19 protein-coding genes and 1 tRNA gene are annotated in these 22161 nt (G+C 66.1%); 8 read left to right on the plus strand and 12 right to left on the minus strand.

Annotated features, from left to right (window positions below):
* Nucleotides 1-254 precede the first annotated feature (254 nt).
* Both DBW_RS14525 and DBW_RS14530 read right to left on the minus strand, forming a co-directional pair.
* Nucleotides 255-1001: a tRNA pseudouridine(65) synthase TruC gene (locus tag DBW_RS14525; RefSeq protein ID WP_066728328.1), complete on the minus strand. Its 747-nt coding sequence runs from the start codon at nt 999-1001 to the stop codon at nt 255-257.
* Nucleotides 998-1744 carry a DUF3592 domain-containing protein gene (locus DBW_RS14530; protein WP_066728330.1) on the minus strand — a complete coding sequence of 249 codons (747 nt, stop codon included), beginning with the start codon at nt 1742-1744 and terminating at the stop codon, nt 998-1000. The genes DBW_RS14525 and DBW_RS14530 overlap by 4 nt, the downstream gene beginning before the upstream one ends.
* 187 nt (nt 1745-1931) lie before the next feature.
* Here DBW_RS14530 and DBW_RS14535 point away from each other — a divergent pair, with 187 nt between their 5' ends.
* The 3 genes from DBW_RS14535 (at nt 1932) to DBW_RS14545 (ending at nt 5140) form a co-directional block, all read left to right on the plus strand.
* A complete protein-coding gene (locus tag DBW_RS14535; protein WP_066728332.1) occupies nt 1932-2936 on the plus strand; it encodes a transglutaminase-like domain-containing protein in 1005 nt (334 codons plus the stop codon).
* A gap of 390 nt (nt 2937-3326) precedes the next feature.
* Entirely contained in the window at nt 3327-4157 is an 831-nt protein-coding gene (locus DBW_RS14540; protein WP_066728338.1) for a carbohydrate deacetylase, read from the plus strand.
* Complete coding sequence (locus tag DBW_RS14545) at nt 4145-5140, plus strand: glycosyltransferase (protein ID WP_066728339.1); 996 nt, start codon at nt 4145-4147, stop codon at nt 5138-5140. Before DBW_RS14540 ends, DBW_RS14545 begins: the two co-directional genes overlap by 13 nt.
* Before the next feature lie 43 nt (nt 5141-5183).
* Here DBW_RS14545 and DBW_RS14550 read toward each other — a convergent pair whose 3' ends face one another.
* The 6 genes from DBW_RS14550 to aroC form a co-directional block, all read right to left on the minus strand.
* Nucleotides 5184-6404: an ABC transporter permease gene (locus DBW_RS14550; RefSeq protein ID WP_066728341.1), complete on the minus strand. Its 1221-nt coding sequence runs from the start codon at nt 6402-6404 to the stop codon at nt 5184-5186.
* A gap of 177 nt (nt 6405-6581) precedes the next feature.
* Nucleotides 6582-7832, minus strand: a complete 1251-nt coding sequence (locus DBW_RS14555) for an ABC transporter permease (protein WP_066728343.1) — start codon at nt 7830-7832, stop codon at nt 6582-6584.
* Entirely contained in the window at nt 7807-8490 is a 684-nt protein-coding gene (locus DBW_RS14560) for an ABC transporter ATP-binding protein (RefSeq protein ID WP_066728345.1), read from the minus strand. The genes DBW_RS14555 and DBW_RS14560 overlap by 26 nt, the downstream gene beginning before the upstream one ends.
* Nucleotides 8487-9722, minus strand: a complete 1236-nt coding sequence (locus DBW_RS14565) for an efflux RND transporter periplasmic adaptor subunit (RefSeq protein ID WP_066728346.1) — start codon at nt 9720-9722, stop codon at nt 8487-8489. Before DBW_RS14565 ends, DBW_RS14560 begins: the two co-directional genes overlap by 4 nt.
* 97 nt (nt 9723-9819) lie before the next feature.
* The gene (locus DBW_RS14570) at nt 9820-10692 is read right to left on the minus strand and encodes an alpha/beta hydrolase (RefSeq protein WP_066728348.1); all 873 of its coding nucleotides are present in this window, start codon (nt 10690-10692) and stop codon (nt 9820-9822) included.
* A 24-nt stretch (nt 10693-10716) separates the two neighbouring features.
* Complete coding sequence (aroC, locus tag DBW_RS14575) at nt 10717-11808, minus strand: chorismate synthase (RefSeq protein ID WP_066728350.1); 1092 nt, start codon at nt 11806-11808, stop codon at nt 10717-10719.
* 215 nt (nt 11809-12023) lie between these two features.
* Between aroC and DBW_RS14580 the strand changes: the two genes are divergently transcribed.
* Together DBW_RS14580 and DBW_RS14585 are read left to right on the plus strand one after the other, a co-directional pair.
* Nucleotides 12024-13568 carry a 3'-5' exonuclease gene (locus DBW_RS14580; RefSeq protein WP_066728352.1) on the plus strand — a complete coding sequence of 515 codons (1545 nt, stop codon included), beginning with the start codon at nt 12024-12026 and terminating at the stop codon, nt 13566-13568.
* 83 nt (nt 13569-13651) lie between these two features.
* Nucleotides 13652-13727 (plus strand) — tRNA-Thr (locus DBW_RS14585).
* 121 nt (nt 13728-13848) lie between these two features.
* Here DBW_RS14585 and DBW_RS14590 read toward each other — a convergent pair.
* Together DBW_RS14590 and DBW_RS14595 are read right to left on the minus strand one after the other, a co-directional pair.
* Complete coding sequence (locus DBW_RS14590; RefSeq protein ID WP_231875344.1) at nt 13849-15513, minus strand: L-lactate MFS transporter; 1665 nt, start codon at nt 15511-15513, stop codon at nt 13849-13851.
* A 412-nt stretch (nt 15514-15925) separates the two neighbouring features.
* Nucleotides 15926-16489, minus strand: coding sequence for an elongation factor P (locus DBW_RS14595; protein ID WP_066728354.1), 564 nt, complete (start codon nt 16487-16489; stop codon nt 15926-15928).
* A 182-nt stretch (nt 16490-16671) separates the two neighbouring features.
* On the opposite strand from DBW_RS14595, the gene efp reads away from it, so the two are divergent.
* The 3 genes from efp (at nt 16672) to DBW_RS14610 (ending at nt 19012) form a co-directional block, all read left to right on the plus strand.
* Nucleotides 16672-17235: an elongation factor P gene (efp, locus tag DBW_RS14600; protein ID WP_066728356.1), complete on the plus strand. Its 564-nt coding sequence runs from the start codon at nt 16672-16674 to the stop codon at nt 17233-17235.
* A 1-nt stretch (nt 17236) separates the two neighbouring features.
* Nucleotides 17237-18148, plus strand: coding sequence for an EF-P lysine aminoacylase EpmA (epmA, locus tag DBW_RS14605; RefSeq protein ID WP_066728358.1), 912 nt, complete (start codon nt 17237-17239; stop codon nt 18146-18148).
* 96 nt (nt 18149-18244) lie between these two features.
* Nucleotides 18245-19012, plus strand: coding sequence for a hypothetical protein (locus DBW_RS14610; RefSeq protein WP_066728360.1), 768 nt, complete (start codon nt 18245-18247; stop codon nt 19010-19012).
* 208 nt (nt 19013-19220) lie between these two features.
* Here DBW_RS14610 and recQ read toward each other — a convergent pair whose 3' ends face one another.
* A complete protein-coding gene (gene recQ / locus DBW_RS14615) occupies nt 19221-21029 on the minus strand; it encodes a DNA helicase RecQ (protein ID WP_066728362.1) in 1809 nt (602 codons plus the stop codon).
* A gap of 72 nt (nt 21030-21101) precedes the next feature.
* Nucleotides 21102-22145: a KamA family radical SAM protein gene (locus DBW_RS14620; RefSeq protein WP_066728364.1), complete on the minus strand. Its 1044-nt coding sequence runs from the start codon at nt 22143-22145 to the stop codon at nt 21102-21104.
* Nucleotides 22146-22161 lie beyond the last annotated feature (16 nt).

The following is a 22161-nucleotide window of genomic DNA, read 5'->3' on the forward strand; positions in this document are numbered from 1 at the left end:
AACTGTTATATCGGGTCAAAATCCTTATAATTACGGAAGGTTAAGTTTTTACATTTCTTAATGAGCCACGCTCGCAGACTTTGCACCCGACCACACAAAAAACCGCCCACCGGAATACCCACCGGTTAAGCGGCCTTGTTTGAATCCCTTGAGGCTGGTCCCCTTGCCCGGCATCACCCCTCCAAAATTCCAAGCGAAAAAAGACCTCTCCTTCATACCGGCAATCCTTGCCGGTTGTCAATCATTTTGACGCCTTAGCCACGCCACCCCGCATCCAGCGCCCCACCCCAGCCGAGCCGGTTGACGATCCCAAGGAAGTCCGCCTCCAACGGCGCGACGATATGCAACGCCTCACCGGTCGACGGGTGGACAAAAGCGAGCTCGACGGCAGCGAGGAGCAGACGGTTGCAGCCGAACTCCTCGCGGAAGAAGCGGTTGTGGCGCCCTTCGCCGTACTTGGTGTCGCCGATCAGGGGATGGAGCAGGTGCTTGAAGTGACGACGCAGCTGGTGGCGGCGGCCGGTCTTGGGGCGGGCTTCGACCAGGCTGTAGCGGCTGGTCGGGTAGCGGCCGACGGCAAAGGGGAGCTCGACGCTGGCGAGGCGGCGGTAGGCGGTGACCGCCTGCTGCGGCCCCTTGTCGGGCTCGGCGAGGGGATCGCCGTAGCGGTCGAGCTCCTCGACCAGGGGATGGTCGATGACACCGCAGTCGGGGACGACGCCGCGGGCGACGGCGAGGTAGGTTTTTTCGACCTGGCCGGCGGCGAAGAGTTCGGCAAGGCGGCGGGCGGCTTCACCGGAGGTGCCGAAGGCGAGGATGCCGGAGGTCGGCTTGTCGAGGCGGTGCACCGGGTAGACGCGCATGCCGACGAGGTCGCGCACCAGCTGCAGAGCGAAGCGGGTCTCGCGGCTGTCAATGGGGCTGCGGTGGACCAAAAGGCCGGCAGGCTTGTGGACGATGACGTAGTCGGCGTCGCGGTAGAGCAGGACCGGGTCGGTCATGGCGCGGCGTTCCTGGCGTCCCGATCCAGGGTCTCGACCGCCTCCTTCGCCTCCTTGAGCCCGCTGCCATGAAGCTCGCGGTAGAGACGGATGGCGAGCAGTTTTTCGCCGCGCGCCATCAGCGCAGCGACATCGGCATCGCTTCCCTCTCCCGCCGGCGGCAGCAGCCCCTTGGCGCGGGCGGCAGCGGTGCCGGAACGGCTGCGCAGCAGCAGAACCGTGATGACCAGGGCGGGAATGGCGAGGATCAGGCCGATCGCTCTGGGCGAGAGGCCGGCCTGGTAGCCACCCACTGCCGGAGGGATCATACAGAGCAGGCCGAAAACGATGAACATCAGTCCGCCGCCCAGACCCTCCGGCTCGACCATCGCCTCACCAGGATCGTCGGGGTTGTAGCGCGCCATCACCGTGGTGCCAACCAGATAGCGATCGGCAATCTTTTGCGCTTTGGCCGGTTTGGCGTAGAGGCGACCGGTGGTCGCCAGGTTGTGACTGGTGAAGGTGCCAGCGGGGGTCGTGTAGCGGTAGCTGACCACCGGCTTGTACATTTGCGTTTCACTAAATGTCTCCGGACGGACCTCGCTGACCTCGATCGTCGCCGGCACCTGCGGCCAATGGCGGGAAGCACTGCGCCGCTGCAGGGAAAAGAGACCGACCCCGATCAGCAGCGCCCCGATCAGCAGGATCAGCAGACCGGCAGCGCCGAGAAAAACGAACATGCCATTCTGAAAAATCTCGGTCACAGGCAACCCTTCCGGGATAAGATTAAAGGCCCATTCGGTTTTGCCACGGAAGCAACAAGGCTGTCAACGGCGATGCGTTGCCGCCTGCGAGCAGGAAGTGCCGTTCCGGTCGAGTTTACACTTTCCGCTTGGCATTTCACCAAGGGAAAGCCTAGACTATGCGCCATCCAAAATGCGGAGGTTTTTGATGCAAAGACTCGGTTTAATCTTCCTCGCCCTGCTCCTCTTCGCCACCCCGGCCCTGGCGACCACCGCCGCCGGCACCCTGACCGCCAACTTCGACCTCTCCGGCCAGGCGGCCGGCCAGGAGGTCAAACTCTGGCTCCCCTACCCGGTCTCCGACGCCGACCAGGCGATCAGCAACGTCCGCATCGGCGGCGACTATGCCGAGGCCGCTGTCTACACCGACCGCACCTATGGCACGCCGATGCTCTACGCCCGCTGGAACGCCGACGCCAAGAGCCGGGTGCTGACCTTCAGCTTCGACGTGGTCCGTGACGAGGTGCAGGTGCGCGACCTTGCCACCCCGGAGACGCCCTGGGACCCTAGCGACTATGCGCGCTATCTGGCGCCGACCATGCTCGGGCCGACCGACGGCCAGATCAAGAAGATCGCCGACGAAATCACCAAGGGGGAGACGACCGTCCTCGGCAAGACCCATGCAGTCTACAACTGGATCGTCGACAACATGTACCGCGACCCCGAGACACGCGGCTGCGGCACCGGCGATGTCTGCGCGCTGCTGATCCGCCCCGGCGGCAAGTGCGCCGACATCTCCTCGGTCTTCATCGCCCTCGCCCGCGCCGCCGGCGTCCCCTGCCGCGAAGTCTTCGGCATCCGCCTCGGCAAGGCGCCGCTGGTTGACATCACCGGCTGGCAGCATTGCTGGGCCGAGTTCTACCTCCCCGGCACCGGCTGGGTGCCGGTCGACCCCGCCGACGTCCGCAAGGCGATGCTGGTGCAGAAGCTGGAGCTGAAAGATCCCAAGGTCGCCGAGCTGCGCAGCTACTTCTGGGGCGGCATCGACCCCTACCGGGTGCGCCTCAGCGAAGGACGCGACCTGCTCCTCGCCCCGCCCCAGGCCGGCGCGCCGGTCAACTACCTGATGTATCCCTACGCCGAGGTCGGCGGCCAGGTCGTCGACTGGCTCGACCCGGCGACCTTCAAGTACAGCATCACCTACCGCCAGTAGTCTCCGGCGCAGGTCGAACGACCAACGGCGCGGGTCCCGCAGGGGGCTCGCGCCGTTTCTTTTCAGGTCCAGGGCGTTTCGCGCGGATCACTTCGGATCGGGTCTGATTCGATTCGGATTCAGGCACCAACCCAAATCACCTAACGCAACGCCGCGACGACGCAACGGGAAAAACGGGTCTAGAATTCAACAAGGCTTGTTAATTTCCGGTTCCTTTCCCGGGTTTCGTCGCGTTCGTTGCGGCGTCGCGTGAGACTGCACTGGTTCCGGTTGCCTTCGATTGATCCGAACTTTATCCGAAGTGATCAGACCTGATCCGCGCGAACCGCCCCGGCCCTTGCCCCAAAATCCCCCTTGGCTTGCCCGCCGCCCCGGCATAGAATGGCGGCCATGATTCGCCTCATCATCAACGCCGACGACCTCGGCAGCGGCCCAGGACGGGACCGCGGCATCCTGCGCGCCTTTCGCGACGGGGTGGTGACCAGCGCCTCGCTCCTCGCCAACGGCCCGAGCTTTGAGAGTGCCGCCCGCGCCGCACTCGAGGGCGGGCTGCCGGTCGGGGTGCACCTCAACTGCTCCGAAGGCGAGCCCCTGGCCGGGCCGATCGCCGGCCTCACCGACCCCCGCGGCGCCTTCCCCGGCAAGATCGAGCTGCGCCGGCGCCTCGCCGCCGGCACCCTGCCACTGCCGGAACTGCGTCGGGAACTGCGCGCCCAGCTCGAACGCACCCTGGCAACCGGGCTGCGGCCCGACCATCTCGACAGTCACCAGCACTGCGGCCTCTTTCCGGCGATCTGCCGACTGCTGATCGAGCTGGCCAGCGAGTACCGGATCCCGGCGTTGCGCCTGCCGCTGCCGGCGGAACCGGCTGCCGCCGACCCGGCCGGCGAGCTCGGCGCCGAACTCGCCCTCTACCGGCAGCTCGCCCCGGCGGCCTGCGCCAGCATCCGTGCCGCCGGCCTCTTCATCCCCGACGGGCTGTGGGGGATGCCGCTCCTCGACCGCCTCGACCTCGCTGCCCTGACGCGGCTGCTCACGGAGCTGCCCGCCGGGAACTGGGAGCTGATGGTTCACCCCGGCGAGCCCGACCCCGGCCACCCCTTCTCCGGGCCGCAGCGGCTCGCGGAACTGGCCGCCCTCTGCGCCCCCGAGCTGCGCCCGCTGATCGCGAGCCGCGGGATAGAACTGACCAGCTTCGGAGCCTGCGCATGCGCATCCTGATCGTCCTCCCCGAACAGGACCGCGCCACCGGCAACTGGGTCACGGCCGAGCGCTTCGCCCGCGGCCTGCGCGCCGGCGATCACCAGGTGGAGCTCTGCGCCACCCCCCTCGACCCGGCCCCGCTGCGCACTTCCCTCGCCGCCTTTCGTCCCGAGCTGGCGCTGCTGCTGCACGCCTACCGCAGTGGCCGGCCGTGGCGCGAGGCGGGCGGTGCCTGCCCGTTCCTGGTCCTGCTCACCGGCACCGATCTCAACCAGGGGCTTTCCGATCAGGGGCAGAGCGACACGATACGCCGGGTCCTCGGCGCCGCGGCGACGATCCTGCTGCAGAACCCGCTCCTCGTCGCCCGTTTTCAGGCAGAGCTGCCCGAGCTCACCGCGCGTTTGCAACTCTTGCCGGCGGCGGTCGAACCGGGGACCCTCTCCTACCCGCTGCGCGAACGTCACCAGCTCCCCGAAGACCGGCCGCTCCTCCTCTTCCCGGCCGGAATCCGCCCGGTCAAGGGGCAGCGCGAACTGTTGGCGCTGCTCGCCCCCCTGGCCGCGGACCTCCCCCCCTTCCACCTCGCCTGCTGCGGCCCGCTCCTTGATGCCGACTATGGCCGCAGCCTCCTCACCGATCTCGCGGCCGCTCCCTGGGCGGACTACATCGGCATCATCCCGCCCGCGGCGATGGCGGCAGCGCTGCGCCAATCGGACCTTGTCCTCAATCACTCCCGCAGCGAGGGGCTCCCCAACGCCCTGCTCGAAGCGGCCACCCTCGGCGTGCCGATCCTCGCCCGCGCCATCCCCGGCAACGCCGCCGTCGTCACCCCCGGCATCAACGGCCTGCTTTACCGCGACGGTGCCGAATTCGCCGCCCAGCTGCGCCGCCTCCTGGAAGACCCCGCCTACCGCAACACCCTCTCCCGCCCGACCACGGACTACGACCCCGCGCAGGAAGCAGCGCAGCTCGACACCCTCTGCCGACAAAGCATTTCATAGGTCGCATACGACCCATGGGTCCCATCGGACCTATAAAAGCCTTTTACTCGTTTCGCAGAACTTCGAGCACTTCGATGTGGGCCGCCTGCCAGGCCGGATAGGCGCCGGCGGCGAGGCCAAGGAGGAGGGAGCCGAGGAAGGTGCCGGCCATCAGCAGGGGGTCAAAGACCAGGGGCATCTTGGCGAAACGGGTCACCACGACCACCAACCCCTCGGCACAGAGAACGCCGAGGAGACCGCCGATCCCCGCCATCAGCGCCGCTTCGAGGATGAACTGGCGGATGATGTCGAAACGTTTGGCGCCGACGGCGCGGCGAATGCCGATTTCGAGACGGCGGGTGCGCACCAGCAGCACCATGATCGAGAGGATGCCCAGCCCCCCGACGGCGAAGGAGATGGAGGAGCTGATCAGGCCGAGGGTCTGCACCAGGTCGAGGGCCTGTTCCTGGAGCTGGATGGTGTCGCGGGCGGTGACGACGGAAAAGTCCTCGCGCTGGCCGGGACCGATCTGGTGGCGGCGGCGCAGGATCTCGGTGGCGGCGAGCTTGCTCTCCGCCTCGTCCTGCGGCGTGGCGAGCTGGATGTAAACGCCGCTAAGGGTCTCCTGGTTGGCAAAGCGCCGCTGGTAGGTGGAGAGGGGGACCAGGACCTGCTCGTCCTGGTCGCTGCCGACGATGTCGGCCCCCATGGTGGCCAGTACGCCGATCACCCGGACCGGCGCCCTAAACATCAGGACCGTTTCCCCGAGCGCCGCCTCGGGGCGGGGGAAGAGACGGCTGGCAATCTTGGCGCCGAGGACCACCACCCGCTCCTGGGATGCTTCTTCGGCGGCGCTGAAGAAGCGCCCGGCGGCGAGTTGCAGGTTGCGGATATCCGCGTACTCGGGAGTGCTGGCGATGAGCTGGCTTGGCACCTTGGTGTTGCCGTAACGCACCGGCATCGTCGCGTTGACGAAGGGGGCGCCAAGGCGCGCCGCCGGCAGGCCACCGATCAGCGCCCGGGCGTCACCGAGGGTAAAGGTCTTCGCTTCCCCCCGCACCCGGCCGCCGCCGTCGCGGCCGAAGCGCACCTGGCCGGAGCGGGCCATCAGGAGGTTGGTGCCGAGCTTGGCGGTCTCGGCCTCGGCCTTGGCGTACATCGCCTGGGAGATCGACTGCACCCCGGTCAGCGCCAGCGCGCCGAGCAGCACCCCCATCACCGCCAGCGCCGTGCGCAACCGATGGGTCTTGAGGGAGGAGAGGGCGATTTTCAGGCTGAAGAACATAAGGGTCCGTGATTCGTGATTCGTGATTCGTGATTCGTGATTCGTGATTCGTGAATGAATCTCCCCGCAGCAAGCTACGGGGTATCAAAAGTTTAGATTGATCGCTTTCATCGAAGCAAGCTTCGGGGAATTCGACCCACCTGAGATTCAAAATTCAAAATTCAAAATTGCCCCACCTTACAGCCCCTTGAGCGCCGCGATCGGGTCGAGGTTGGCGGCCTGGCGCGCCGGCTTGAGGCCGAAGAGGACGCCGATCGCCACCGCCGCGGCGAGCGCCATGAAGAAGACCTTCCAGGAGAAGAGGATCTCCAGGATCTCAAGCCGCGCCAGCAACTGCCCCATTCCCATGCCGATCGCCATGCCGAGCAGGGCGCCGATCAGGGTCAGGACCACCGCCTCGACCAGGATCTGCCAGAGGATGGCGCTCTTTTTCGCCCCGAGCGCCTTCTTCAGCCCGATCTCCATGGTCCGCTCGGAAACACTGAGGTAGAAGAGGTTGGCGAGGACGAAGCCGCCGACCACGATCGCCACCAGCGCGGTGACGCCGAGAAAGACGACCAGCCCCCCCTTGAACATCGACAGGAACTTGAGGATCTCGTCGGCGGTGAGGATGGTGAAATCGTCCTTGTCTGTCCCTTCGAGCTTGTGCAGGTGGCGCAGCAGGCTGCGCAGGTTGGCGACGTTGGCCGTCATGTTGTCGGTATCGCGGAACTTGACGCGCAGGGCCCGGAAGTACTTGCGATCGAGGTTGAAGCGCTGGGTCAGGGTGGTGATCGGCAGGATGATGCGGTCGTCGATCGAACCGCGCCCCCCCGAGAGGCCGCGGTAGGAGAGGCGGCCGATGATCTGCAGCGGCAACCGGTCGAGGTAGAGGGTGCGCCCGACCGGTGAACTGTCGCCGAAGAGGGCCCGCGCCGGCGTGTCACCGATCAGGCAGACCTTGGCGCCACGCTCGACATCCTCGTTGTCGAAATCGCGCCCTTCCGCCAGCGGCCAGTTCCAGACCTCGGCGTAGCCGGCGGTGGCGCCGACGGCGATGCCGAGGTCGCTGCTGGTCTCCCCGGTCCGGATCGACAGCCCGCCCTTGGCGCGCATCGGCACCACCAGGTAAGCACCGGGGAGCGAGGTGCGGATCGCCCGGGCATCTTCCCAGGAGAGGGTCAGGGTGCGTTGGCCGACGGCCCGGCTCTCGATGTTGCCGCCGATGACGAAGGCGGCGTCGGGACCGAAGAACTTGACTATCTCCAGCGCCTTGCGCTCGGCGCCATCGACGGCGGCGACGATGATCGTCAGCGAGGCGATGCCGAGGGCGACGCCGCAGATGACGAAGGCGCTGCGCAGCTTGTAGGCCCAGAGCGCCTCGCCCGCCATGCGCAGCAGGCGCCCGGGCAGGCGCAGCGCCTCAGGAATTCGCGACCAGGCCGTCATGCAGCACGATCCTCCGCTGCGCCCGGGCGGCGGTCTCCTCGTCGTGGGTGACGAGGATCAGGGTCCGTCCCTGGGCGTGGATGGTGTCGAGGAGCTCGAGGATTTCGACGCTGGTGGTCGAGTCGAGCTGGCCGGTCGGCTCGTCGGCGAGGAGGAGCTGGGGATCGTTGACCAGCGCCCGGGCCAGGGCCACCCGCTGCTGCTGGCCGCCGGAGAGCTGGCTCGGCTTGAAGTGGAGGCGGTCGCCGAGTCCGACCTGGACCAGCAGCTCTTCGGCGCGCTGGCGCAACTGCCGTCCCGGGGTCGGTCCGTAGAGGCCGGGGAGGATGACATTCTCCAGCGCCGAGACGTAGGGGACGAGGTAGAAACTCTGGAAGAGGAAGCCGAGGGTGCGGTTGCGCAGCTCGCTGAGGCGGTCGTCGGGGAGCCCGGCGACATCCTCCCCCTGCAGCAGGTAGCGGCCGCCGCTGGGGCGGTCGAGGAGACCGAGGATGTGCAGCAGGGTCGACTTGCCGGAGCCGGAGGGTCCCTGCAGGGCGACGAATTCGCCCGGGTCGATGTTGAGGCTGATCCCCTTGAGAACGGCGATCTCCTGCTCCCCCTGGCGGTAGCTGCGGACGATCTGGTCGAGGAGGATCAGCGGCGCGGCGTCACTCATGGATTCTTGGCCCTGGCCGGCTTCTGCCCGGGGAGCGAGATCTCCGTCGCCACCTTCTCCCCGGCCTGAAGTCCCGCGGTCATTTCGCTGTGGGTAAGACCGGCGAGACCGAGCTGGGGCGGTACCTGGCGCACCGTGCCGTCCGCCCCCTCGACGAAGATCAGCTGGCGGTCGTCGACCCATTTCAGCGCGGTGTTGGGGACGAGCAGGACATCCTCCTTCTGCGCCACCACGATCTGCACCTGGGTCGTCATCTCCGGGCGCAGTTTTGCCGCCTGCTCGGCGTCGATGGCGACCAGCGCCTGATAGTAGACGATGTTGTCGCGGATCTCCGGTTGCGGGTAGATGGTCTTGATTGTGCCGTGGAAGATCTCGCCGGGGTAGGCGTCGACGCGAAATTCCACCGGCTGCTCCGGGTGGACCTGGCCGACGTCAGTCTCGTCGACATAGACCCACATTTCCAGCCGCGCGGTGTCGAGGACGGTGATCAGGTTGGCGACCTGGAGCCCGGCGACGATCGTCTCCCCCTCCTGGGCGGTAACCTGGCTGACCACCCCGGCGATGGGGCTGTAGATGGTGGTGTAGGAGATGCGGATGCGCAGCGAGTCGGCATTGGCCGCCGCCTGGTCGACGCTGCGCGCCGCCTTGGTACGCACCTCGGCGAACTCCCCCTGCAGGCGCTCGACGGTCGCCGCCGCCGCCCGCACCTGGGCGGCCTGGGCGGTCGCCTTCTGGGCGGCGTTGTCGACCTCGTCGCGGGAGACGAACCCCTCGGCGAGGAGCGACTCGAGGCGACGGGCGTTGGCGGCGAGGTAGTTGGCCTGGCTGACCGCCGCGGCCCGGTTCGCCTCCGCCTCGGCGATCTGCAGCGGATAGACCTTCTCCACCCGGGCCAGTTCGGCGCGGGCGGTGGCGAGGCCAGCTTCGGCTTCGGCGAGCTGGGCGCGCAGCTCACGGTTATCGATGCGGGCGACCAGCTGGCCCTTGGCGACCGGGTCGCCGACCTTGACCAGCATCTTTTCGACGGTACCGGTGGCGCGGGCGCCGATCTTGACGATGGCGCCGACCTGGGACTTGATGATCCCGGTCTCCTCGAGGACCTTGCGCACCGTGCCGCGGGTCACGACTTCGGTCTTGAGAATTTTCAACGGCTTTTCCCGGCCGGCGCTGCGCCACCAGAAGAGGCCGCCAGCGACCGCGAGGATCAGAACCGCGATTATCCATTTTTTCATTGTTTGAACCGTCCTGACTCAGCAGCAGAGGTGGAAAAACGGCGAGACCCCGGGCCGGAAAGGCCAGGAGGTCAGCGCCGGGCGAAGGCCGGAGTCATTATAGCCGGCTGAGATCGGATTGGGAAGGAGGGGCCGGGTTGGCGGCGACCGGCAGGGTCGCCAGGAAACCGTCCCAGGCCTCGCCATAGGCGCGTTCAGCGACGCGGAAGGAATCGCTGTGGCCGGCGCCGGGCATCAGCACCCGCTGTTTCGGCTGCGGCGCCCGTGCATAGAGGCGCGCCGACATCTCCGCCGGCACGATCGGATCCTTTGACCCCTGGATGATCAGCAGCGGCACCCGCAACTGCTCGATTTTGGCCAGGTTGTCGTAGGCGCTCCCCAGGAGCCAGGAGCCGAAGAGGGTGTAGGAGACCGGGCGCAGCCGGCGGGCGATATCGCGCAGCGAGGTGAAGGCGCTCTCCAGCACCAGCCCCGCCGGCGGCTGCTCCAGGGCCATCTGCAGGGCGATGGCGGCGCCGAGGGAGCGGCCGAAATAGACCATCTGCGCCGGCTGCCAGCCGCGCCCTTCGAGGTAGGCGAGGGCGCCGCGGGCATCGACATAGAGGTCGCTCTCGGCCATGGCCGCGCCAGCGCTGTTACCGTAACCCCGGTAGTCGAAGATGAATACCGGCAGCCCGAGCCGGGCATGAAAGTAGTCGAGGATATCGAGCCGGTAGGAGATGTTGGCGGCGTTACCGTGGCAGTAGAAGAGGAGCGGCCCCGGGCGGCGCCCCGGGAGATACCAGCCATGGAGCGACAGCCCGTCGCTGGTCGGGAACCAGACCTCTTCAAAGGCGAGCCCGACCTCGGTGGGGAGCCCGCGACTGTCGCTGCTGGCGTTGAAGATATAGCGGACCCCGTTGCTGCAGCCGGTCAGGGGGGCGAAGAGGAGGAGGATAAGGAGCAGGGTCGCTGGCAATCGCTGGTACATGGTCCTCCCCCTGTTTCCGGCCGCTCAGAAGTGACCGGCCCGGGCCCGCTGGATCAGCAGCAGGTCGATCAGGGTCAGCGCGGCCATCGCTTCGACGATCGGCACCGCCCGCGGCACGACGCAGGGATCGTGGCGTCCCTTCGCTTCGAGGGTGACCTCGTTGCCGTCGAGATCGACGGTCTGCTGGGCCAGGCCAATGGTCGCCACCGGCTTGAAGGCGACGCGGAAAGAGATCGGCTCGCCGTTGCTGATTCCCCCCTGGACCCCGCCGCTGTGGTTGGTGAGGGTGCCAAGACGGCCGCCGCTGCGCACCACGAAGGGGTCGTTGTGCTGGGAGCCGCGCAGGCGGGTGCCGGCAAAGCCGGAGCCGAACTCGAACCCCTTGCTCGCCGGCAGCGACAGCATCGACTGGGCGAGGAGCGCCTCCAGCTTGCCGAAGACCGGCTCGCCGAGACCGGCCGGGACATGGCGACAGACGCAGGAGACCACCCCGCCGATCGAATCCTGCGCCGCCCGCACGGCGACAATCTCCTCTTCCATCGCCGCGGCCGTGGCCGCATCGGGACAGCGCACCGGGTTCGCATCGACCTGGCTGCGGGTCAGAAGGAAGGGGTCGGCGGCGGGAGCCTCGACGGCACCGACGGCGCTGACCCAGGCGACGATTTCGATGCCGTGGGTTTCGCGCAGGTATTTTTCGGCAATGGCGCCAGCGGCGACGCGGCCGATCGTCTCCCGGGCGCTCGCCCGGCCGCCCCCACTGGCGGCACGGATGCCATATTTCATCTGGTAGGTATAGTCGGCATGGGACGGGCGCGGCACCTGCAGCGTCTCGCCGTAGTCGCCGGGGCGCTGGTCGAGATTGGGGACCAGCATGCCGATCGGCGTGCCGAGGGTGCGATCGAACTCGACGCCGGAGAGGATCTTGACCTGATCCGCCTCGCTGCGATCGGTGGAGAGCTTGCTCTGCCCCGGCCGGCGCCGGTCGAGCTGGACCTGGATATCCTCCCGGCGCAGCTCCATGCCGGGCGGGCAGCCATCGACCACCACTCCGACCGCCGGGCAATGGGATTCGCCGAAGGTGGCGATTTTGAACAGGGTACCGAAACTGCTCGACATGATGCATCCTCCTGAAAACCGCTGGGGGCACGGCACCGGGTCGCACCCGGGAAAGGGCTATCTTAGTGGAGATTGGCACGCGGGTCACCTGATTTTTCACCCGCCACCCCCCATGACCGGTCGGCAGTCCTCAAAGGCGTGGACAAAATAATGGATTCCCCTATGCTTATAGGAAAGAATCTGATCGCAACCTCTTCCTGCTGGTGATACCTCCCATGACCCTGAACCCGGCCCTGAAATACTGGATCTTCCTCGCCGGCATCGTCGCCGCCATCTTCACCGTGATCCTCGGCAGCTTCACCGTCTCCTGGTACAGTCTCGACAACGCCGAGAAAGCCCTGGTCCAGGAACTCGCCGGCAAACTGCTCCCCTTCCCCTTTCTCGGCGCCATCCTCCTCGTCGTCATCATCGGCACCCTGATCAGCCTCCTCTTCAGCTACTACATTATTCCGATCCTGCAACTCGCCGAGCAGGCCCGGCTGATCACCACCGTCAACCTCAGCTACCGCATTCCGCCGGAAGGCGCCCGCGAAATCCGTTACTTGAGTTCGGTCCTCAACGATTCGGCCGACGCCTTCCAGCGCCTGCAGCAGGAAGTCGACGGGCGGATTGCGGCTGCCCAGGCCGCGCTGCAGGAGGAACATAACCGCCTCGCCGCCCTGATGTCCGAGCTGCCGAGCGGGGTGCTGGTCTGCAACAGCGCCGGCCAGATTCTCCTCTACAACCAGCAGGCGCAGAACCTGCTGCAGCGCAAATCGGGGATGGGAAACCTCGCCGGCGCCTGGATCGGCCTCGGTCGCTCCATTTTCGGTGCTCTCGAGCGCGGACCGATTGCCGCCGGCCTCGAAGCCCATCAGCTCGCAGCGCGGGAAGGCCACCAGCTGCCGGCCACGACCTTTCCGACCACCCTCCCCGACGGCACCGCGCTGCGCGTCAAACTGGCGCCGGTCTTCCATCCCGGCGCAGCACGAACCAAACTCGACAGCTTTGTCCTCACCCTGGAAGAGCTGGACCGCAACAGAGCGGCCGATGACCTCGCAGCGCCGCCGCCGGTCCTGCCTGCCAGCAGCCCGGCACCGGCGCTGCAAGCCAATGTCGAAGCCCGCCCGGTCTTCTATGAATTCGACCTCTTTCGTCAGCCGCCCGGAGAGGAAGTCGGGCAGCAGTCGCTGCGGGATGTGACCTATGTTGTCTTCGACACCGAGACGACCGGCCTTGATCCGAGCGCCGGGGACGAAGTGATCCAGCTCGGCGCCATCCGGGTCGTCAAGGGACGGCTCCTCCTCGACGAGACCATCGACCAGCTCATCGATCCCCAGCGCTCGGTGCCGGCCAGCTCGGTAGCGATCCACGGCATCGCCCCGGAACTGCTGATCGGCCAGCCGACCATCGAGGAGATCCTGCCCCTCTTCAAGACCTTTGCCGAGGGGGCGGTCCTGGTCGCCCACAACGCCGCCTTTGACATGCGCTTCCTCAACCTCCATCAGACCCGCACCGGCATCGTCTTTAGGCAGCCGGTCCTCGACACCCTGCTCCTCTCCTCCATTGTCCACCCGACCCTGGGGAGCCACTCCCTCGACGCCATTGCCGAGCGCTTCGACATTCCCATCGTCGGCCGCCACACTGCGCTGGGCGATGCCATCGTCACCGCCGAGGTCCTGCTCAAGCTGATCCCCCTCCTCGAAGCGATCGGCATCCGCACCCTTGGAGAGGCCCTCGCCGCCGAGGCCCGCTCCCCCTATGCCCGCATCCAGACCTGAGAGGGGAGGCCCCGGAATCGAGTTGACAAGGCGGGGGCTTTACGATAAAAACAGGAGCCTCACGCCCCACCAAAAATCTGATTGCCGCCCTAGCTCAGCTGGTAGAGCAACTGATTCGTAATCAGTAGGTCGTCGGTTCAAATCCGATGGGCGGCTCCAGTAACCAAAGAAGGGCTGCACAAAAAGGTGCAGCCCTTCTTTGGTTTTGACGAATTCGGCCCAAGCAGAAAGGCCCCGCGTTGCCGCGGGGCCTTTGCTTGTTACAGGGTGCCGGTCAGGATTACTGGCTGACCTTCTGCAGCACCATGTCCTCTTCCTCGACACCGATAGCGCTCGGCTCTTCGGCGGTAACCGCGACCTTCTTGGTGCGCAGCGAGAGGGACATCATCGCGCCGACCAGGAGCAGGACGCCGGCGACGGCGAAGGTGGTGTTGACGCTGCCGGTCTTGACCTTGAGCATCTCGGCGATCCGAACCAGCAGCAGGCCGCCCATCCCCCAGGCGGAGAAGAGGATGCCGTAGTTCATGCCGAAGTTCTTCATCCCCCAGTAGTCCTTGGCGAAGGAGGGGAAGAGGGCGAGATTGGTGCCGTAGTTGAAGACCATGAAGGTCACCAGCAGACCGACGAGCAGCGGGTTCCCCTTGCCGGCCAGCCCGGGGATGGCGAGGAACATCAGGATTGCCTGGAAAACCAGCATGAAGGTCAGGGTGTTGGCGCGGCCGACCTTGTCGGAGACGACCCCGGCGACGAGGCGCCCGGCGGCGTTGCCGACCGCCATGATGGCGACGACCAGGAAGGCCATCTCGCCCATGCTCGCCTTGGCGAGGCCCTTGGCGCTACCGATGACCATCAGGCCGGCGCCGGCGCCGATGAAGTAGCAGAGCCAGAGGGTGTAGAACTTGACGTCGGCAAAGAGTTTCGACGGCGGGACGTCGACAACTTTTTTGGCCGGGGCCTTGTTGGTGGAGGTGGTGGCGGCGTCAACCGAGAAACCGGCCGGCGGGTTGGAGATCAGCAGCGCCAGGCTGCAGACGATGACGGTGAAGGCGATGCCGAAGACGAGCATCGCTTTCTGCATGCCGTAGGCGGTGAGCAGGTAAGTGGCGAGGGGGGCGATGTAGACCGAGGCAAGACCGAAACCGGAGACGACGATCCCGGCGATGAGGCCGGTCTTGGCCGGAGAGAACCACTTGAGCGCAGGCGGGGTCGCCGCCGAGTAGCCGAACCCCATGCCGCCACCGGCGAGGACGCCGAAACCGGCGACCCAGGCCCAGTAGCTGGTGGTCTGGGAAATCCAGACAAAGCCGGTGCCGACCAGCAGACCGCCGATGATGCAGGTGATCTTGGGACCGAACTTGTCCTGCACCTTGCCGGCGAGGATCATCGCCGCGGCGAAGATCAGGCAGCAGACCGCATAGGGGTCGTTGATCGAAGCCGGATCCCAGTTGAAGGCGCCGGGGCCGCCTGCCTTGATCGAATCGCTGATCGCCGACTTGAAGATGCTCCAGGCATAGAGAATGCCGAGGGCGAGATTGATCCCGGTACCTGCCAGGGTGACGGTCCAGCCACGGTTCTTGATCGGTTCTGCGCTCATTGTTGCCTCCTTGGGTTGCTGAAAGTTCTCGTGATAATGGGCAGTGACATAGCGAAGCCGGTAGGGAAGCGGCCATTTCTTGCGGAAGGTGATGGCGACCGGACGATCAGCGCGGTGCGGAGCGGCTGGCGGGTGGCCCTGGGAGGCGGCAATCGGCAGCTCCCGCGGCGCCTCCTCTTTCCCCCCTTCCGCAGCGACCTGCGGAAAGCGGCTGGCCAGCTCCTGGAACTTGGAACAGTCCCCAAACCGGCACTGGCAGAAGGCGACGATCATCTTGACGTCGTGCGGCGAGATGTACCCGCAGCCGACATCACAGTAATCCTCGTTCTTGCGAAAAAATGGGCAGATCATGCTGGTAGCCCCCGCGGCGCCCCCGGACCATTCCGGGTTGGCAAATCCTCTGCCGGGACTAAGAGCAACCGCCATACCAACGTTTTGAATTTTTTTTAAATGATTTTTTTATCGTTTAAAAACGGATACTTGAGAGATTTTCCCAGGGCAGGTTCGCAGTCCCCGGCAAGGGGCGGTTTTTGCATTCGTGCAAATCGAAACGGGGAGGACAGAACGGTTTTTCGGGGGGGGGCGAAGTAGGCGAAAAGCCCGCGAAGGTGCCGGGAGTGGGACTTTACGCTGGCATCACGGCTGCGGATGCGGCTGCTTCGCAATGCTGCGATGAGGGGTTGGCGGCTTTTTGCAGAAATGCAAAAAAATCGGGCCGCCCGAACGGCGGCCCGAAAATCTACGGTAGCGAACTGTTAGCGGGTCAGGCGCGGGAGACGAAGCGGCACTCGCGGGTATCGACCTTGATCGTCTCCCCCGACTCGAGGTAGCCGGGGACCTGCAGGCGCAGGCCGGTCTCGAGCACCGCCTCCTTGGTCTGGGCGGTGGCGGTGGCGTTCTTGATCGCCGGGGCGGTTTCAGTAACGGTCAGCTCGACGGTCATCGGCGGATCGACGCTGACCACCTGCCCCTGGAAGACGCCGAGCTGGACGTCGGCTCCCTCAAGGAGAAAGCCCTGGATCGGTTCGAAGAGCTCGGGGCCGAGCTCGTACTGTTCGTAGTTCTCCAGATCCATGAAAACCCCGCCGTCGCCGGACGGATAGAGGTACTGCCCCTTGCGGCGCTCGAAATCGGCCTCGTCGGCCTTGTCGCCGGCCTTGAAGGTCTTCTCCAGCACCTGCGCGGTGAGCAGGTTGCGGTATTTGACCTTGACCAGGGTATTGCCGCCGCGGGCGGAGGGGGACTGGGTGGTATGATCGAGGATCAGGCAGGGAGCGCCATCGAGCTTGATGACGAGGCCCCGTTTGAAATCGGCGGTGGTGATCATGAACGGCTCCTTGGGGATCGGGCTGATGCTGCAACCGCGCGACTCTAGCACAGAAAGTGGTCGCGAGACAATCGCCCTGCAGTGAATTTTTCGGTGACAAGAGTCCCGCCCCTATGGTTAAATGCCACGTTTCGCTTTTCCAGACTTCCGGCGCCGCGGCGCACGCTCAAGGAGAATCGTCCATGTACACCTGTTCCGATCTGAAAAAGGGCCTCAAGCTGATGGTCGAAGGCGAACCTCACGTCATCGTCCAGTACGACTTCACCAAGCCCGGCAAGGGCCAGGCCCTCTACAAGTGCAAGCTGCGCAACATGATCACCGGCAGCCTCTTCGACCGCACCTACCGCTCCGGCGAGACCTTCGAGCCGGCGGCGCTGGAGGACCGCGACATGCAGTTCCTCTACCAGGACGAGTCGGGCTACGTCTTCATGGACACCAAGAACTACGAGCAGGTGACCCTGAGCGAAGAGACCCTCGGCGACGACCGGCTGCTGATCAAGGAGAACATGGAGGTCGACATCCTCATGTTCAACGGCGCCGGCATCGGCATCACCCTCCCCAACTTCGTCAACCTGCGCGTCACCCAGGCCGACCCCTGGGTCAAGGGGGATACCGCCGCCGGCAACAACAAGCCGGCCACCGTGGAAACCGGCTACACCCTGGCGGTACCCTCCTTCGTCGAAGAGGGGGACCTGATCCAGATCGACACCCGCAACGGCCAGTACGTCACCCGCGTCAAGGAATAGGATGGAGCCGAACTGGGGCCTGGCCCGCAAGCGGCAGCACCTCGAACAGCGGGCCCGGATCGTTCAAGCGATCCGGGCCTTCTTTGTCGCCGCCGGTTTTCTCGAGGTCGAGACCCCGCACCTCCTCCCCGGCAACGCCCCGGAGCTGCACATCGATCCGGTCGCCGCCGGCGACGGCTTTTTGCACACCTCGCCCGAACTCTGCATGAAGCGGCTGCTGGCGGCCGGCTACCGGCAGATTTTCCAGCTCTGCCGCTGCTGGCGCCGGGGGGAACGGGGCGCCCGCCACCTCCCCGAATACACCATGCTCGAATGGTACCGCAGCGGCTGCGACTACCACACCCTGATGGGCGACTGCGAAGAACTCCTCGCCTTCCTGGTGCCGAGCGGATCCTTGCGCTGGCAGGGGGAAGAGATCGACCTGGTGGCGCCCTTTGAGCGGCTGACGGTGCGGGAGGCCTTCGCCCGCCACGCCGCCGGCTCCCTCGACCGGGCCCTGGCCGAGGGCCGCTTCGACGAAGTGATGGCGCTGGAGATCGAACCGCACCTCGGTCGCAGGCGACCGACCTTCCTCTATGAATACCCCGCCGCCTGCGCCGCCCTGGCACGAAAAAAGTCCGGCGCCCCGCAACTCGCCGAACGCTTCGAGCTCTACATCGCCGGTCTCGAGCTCGCCAACGCCTTCTCCGAGCTGACCGACCCGGACGAGCAGCGCCAGCGCTTTGTGCGCGAGGAGGATGCGCGGCGCCGGATGGGCAAGGCTCCGGTTCCCCTGCCGGAGAAATTCCTTGCCGAACTCGGCGCCCTCGACAGCGCCGCCGGCATCGCCCTGGGGGTCGACCGGCTGGTGATGCTGCTGACCGACGCGGCCACCATCGACGCGGTGGTTGCCTTCACCCCGGAGGATCTCTAGGCGGCGGTCGGTTAGCGGTTGTCTTCTTCCCCCCGCCTGGTGTAAAAAAACGGGGAAAGGTTTCCCTTCCCCCGAGCGATTGACGGTCCCTTTTTTATGCAGCTTCCCCCTGAAGCGAACCTGCTGAACGCCTGTCGCCTCCTCTTCGGCGACGAGGTCGACCTGTGCGGCGAATTCCTCGCCTACCTCCAGCCCGACGGCGCCCGCTCGGCCTACCGGGCCCGGGCCAAGGAACAGCATCCGGACCGGTTCGCCGGCCAGCCGGCGGCGATCCGCCGCCGCCAGACCGAACGTTTCCAGGAACTGACCCGCGCCTACCAGCTGCTGCGCAGCTATTTCCTGCAGCGGGAGAGCAGCAGTGGCGCTCCCGGCCACCGTCACGGCGGCAGCTACCGTCCACCGGCCCCTCCCAACCCGGTGCGGAGCAGTTGCTACCCCCACCCCCGGGTACCGGACACCCATCTCGAATTCGGACTCTTTCTCTTCCACCGCGGCAAGATCACCTACCAGGAGCTGATTGCCGCCCTCCTCTGGCAGCGCCGTCAACGCCCCGACATCGGCAGCATTGCCCGGCGCTGGGGGTGGCTCGACGCGGCCCGCATCGAGCGCGTCCTCCAGGACCGCAGCCCCGGCCGTCGCTTCGGCAACCGCGCCATCCAGCTCGGCTATCTCAACCCGACCCAGGTCCAGGTGCTGCTTCGTTACCAGCAGACCCTGCAGCAGCGTCTCGGCCAGTATTTTGTCGAACGGGGCCTGCTCGAAACGGAAGAGGTGGAGCAGTTGGCCGCGGAGCTCAAGGAGCACAACCTGCGCGTCGCCGGCCGGGCGCGCCAGCAGCGCTGGCGCGCCTCCGCCACCCGCTGAGAGCTGCCAACCGGACATCCCTCATCCCTCATCCCTCATCCCTCATCCCTCATCCCTCATCCCTCATCCCTCATCACTCATCACTCATCACTCATCACTCATCACTCATCACTCATCGCTCATCGCTCATCGCTCATCACTCATCACTCATCACTCATCACTCATCACTCATCACTCATCACTCATCACTCATCGCTCATCGCTCTTTTCACCCCCGTCCCGCCAGGTAGCTGCGAATCTCCTCCAGAAACTCCCCGCCGAATTTCTGCAACTTGAGCTTGCCGACGCCGGTGACGCCGAGGAGCGCCTGCGGACTCTCTGGCAGGTAGGCCGCCATTTCGACCAGGGTCACATCGCTGAAGATGACGTAGGGCGGCACCCCGGCATCGTCGGCCAGACGCTTGCGCAGCGCCCGCAGATTGTCGAAGAGGGCCTCGTCGTAAGTAAGGTCCGAAGCGACCTTGCGGGCCGGTTTTTTCTGCGCAGCCACCTTCAGGCGCGGCTTGGCCAGGGTCAGGCGCGCCTCGCCGCGCAGCAGCGGCCGCGCCGCCTCGGTCAGTTTCAGCACTGAGTAGTTGGCGACGTCCTGGCGCAGGTAGCCTAGATGGATCAGCTGGAGGATCAGCCCGCTCCAGGCTTCGGCCGGCTGATCGGCGCCGAGGCCGTAGGTGGAGAGCCGGTCGTGCCCGAGCTCCTGGATCCGCTGGGAGGCGGCGCCGCGCAGCACCTCGACGACGTGACCGACGCCGAAGCGCTGGCCGACCCGGTAGACGCAGGAGAGGGCCTTCTGGGCATCGATGGTGGCGTCGTAGCTCTCCGGAGGAGAGTCGCAGACATCGCAGTTGCCGCAGTCCTCGGCGAGGTGCTCGCCAAAATAGCCGAGCAGCACCCGACGCCGGCAGTTCTGCGCTTCGGCAAAACCGACCATGGCGTTCAACTTGTGGAGCTCGACCCGCTTCTGCTCCGGGTTCCCTCCCCGCTCGATCAGACCGCGGGCGATGGCGACATCGCCGTAGCCAAAGAGGAGCAGCGCCTCGCTCGGCAGCCCGTCGCGGCCGGCACGACCGGTCTCCTGGTAGTAGCTTTCGATATTCTTCGGCAGGTCGTAGTGGACGACAAAACGCACGTTCGGCTTGTCGATCCCCATGCCGAAAGCGACCGTCGCCACGACGATCTGCAAATCGTCGCGCAGAAAGGCCTCCTGCACCCGCCGCCGTTCCGCATCCGGGAGTCCGGCATGGTAGGCGGCCGCCCTGATCCCTGCCGCCGCCAGCTTGCTGGCGACTTCCTCGACCCGCTTGCGGGAGAGGGCGTAGACGATGCCGGCCTCCCCGCGCCGCCCTTTCAGAAAGGCCTGCAGCTGGGCGAAGGGTTTCTGCTTGTCGACAACGTGGTAGCGGATGTTGGGGCGGTCGAAACCGGCGATGAAGATCCGGGCCTGGCGCAGCTGCAGCCGGTCGAGGATATCGCCGCGGGTCTGGGGGTCGGCGGTGGCGGTGAGGGCGAGGAGCGGAATGCCGGGAAAGTCCCGGCGCAAACGGCCGAGCTGGATATACTCGGGGCGGAAGTCGTGCCCCCACTGGGAGACGCAGTGGGCCTCGTCGATGGCGAAGAGGGCGATCGGCACCTCCTGCAGTCGCGCCAGGAACTCTTCGCTCAGCAGTCGCTCGGGGGCGAGATAGAGAAGGTCGAGCTGACCGGCATGGAGCTTGGCGAGGACCTGCTTCGCCTCGGCGCTCTTCAGCGAGGAGTTGTAAAAGGCGGCGCGCACGCCGTTGGCGAGCAGGGCGTCGACCTGGTCCTTCATCAGTGAGATCAGCGGCGAGACGACAATCCCCACCCCCGGCCGACAGAGCGCCGGAATCTGGTAGCAAAGGGACTTGCCGCCGCCGGTCGGCATCAGGACGAAAGCATCCTCACCGGCGATCAGGGTGCGGATGATCTCTTCCTGGTAGGGGCGGAAGGTGCCGTAGCCGAAGATCGACTGCAGCACCTCGGCAGCTTGCGGTTGGTTCATTTCCCCTCCAATGGTTTCAGGCAGTGGCATAGGTCCTATAGGACCCATGGGTCCCATGGGACAGATAACACCCTAATCGACCTCATTGGGATACTCTACCGTCCCGCCGCTGGCAGTCCGCAGCAGCAAAGTCTCCCCCATGGCCTTGATCGTCTCCGGCAGCAGCGGCACCTTCCCCTTGCCGCCGGGGAGGTCGATGACGTAGTGGGGGATCGCCAGCCCGGTCACCTGGCCGCGCAGGGCGCGCATGATCTCCAGACCGGTCTCGACCCGGGTGCGGAAGTGCCCGGTGCCGGCGACCAGGTCCATCTGGTGCAGGTAGTAGGGGCGGACCCGGATCTGCAACAGCCCGCGCAGCAGTTCGAGCATCGTCTGCGCATCGTCGTTGACCCCCTTGAGCAGCACGGTCTGGTTGCCGAGAGGAACGCCGGCAGCGGCGAGCTTCCGGCAGGCCTCGGCAGCCGCCGGGGTCAGTTCCCGCGGATGGTTGAAGTGGGTGTTGAGGTAGAGGGGATGATGGCGGCGCAGCAGGTTGCAGAGATTGTCGGTGACCCGCTCGGGGAGGGTCACCGGCACCCGGCTGCCGATACGGATCATCTCGACATGGGGAATCTTCTGCAGGCGGCCGAGCACTTCGCCGAGCAGACCGTCTGAAAGGAGGAGCGGGTCGCCACCGGAGAGGAGGACATCGCGGATCGCAGGGGTCCGTTCGATGTAGGCGATGCCGTCGAGGAGCGCCCCGAAGGAGAGCAGGGCCGCGGCGCAGCCAACCTTGCGCTTGCGGGTGCAGAAGCGGCAGTAGAGGGCGCAGCTATTCCCGGCCAGCAGCAGCGCCCGGTCGGGATAGCGATGGACCACCGCCGGAACCGGCGCCTGCGCCTCCTCGGCGAGAGGGTCGTCGACCAGCCCCATGGCGTCAAGCTCGCGCAGGTCAGGGACGCATTGGCGCCAGAGGGGATCATCCGGCCCCTGCAGCAGCGCCAGGTAATGGGGGGTGATGCGCAGCGGGTAGCGCGCCGCCACCCGCGCCAGGGGCGCCGGGTCGAGACCGAAGCGGGTGGCGAGAAGAGCGGGGTCGGTGAGGCTCTGCTGCAGTTGTTGCTGCCAAAGTTCCATGAAAGGCCTTAAGTGC

The organism is Desulfuromonas sp. DDH964, assembly GCF_001611275.1.
Taxonomy (GTDB): Bacteria; Desulfobacterota; Desulfuromonadia; order Desulfuromonadales; family DDH964; genus DDH964.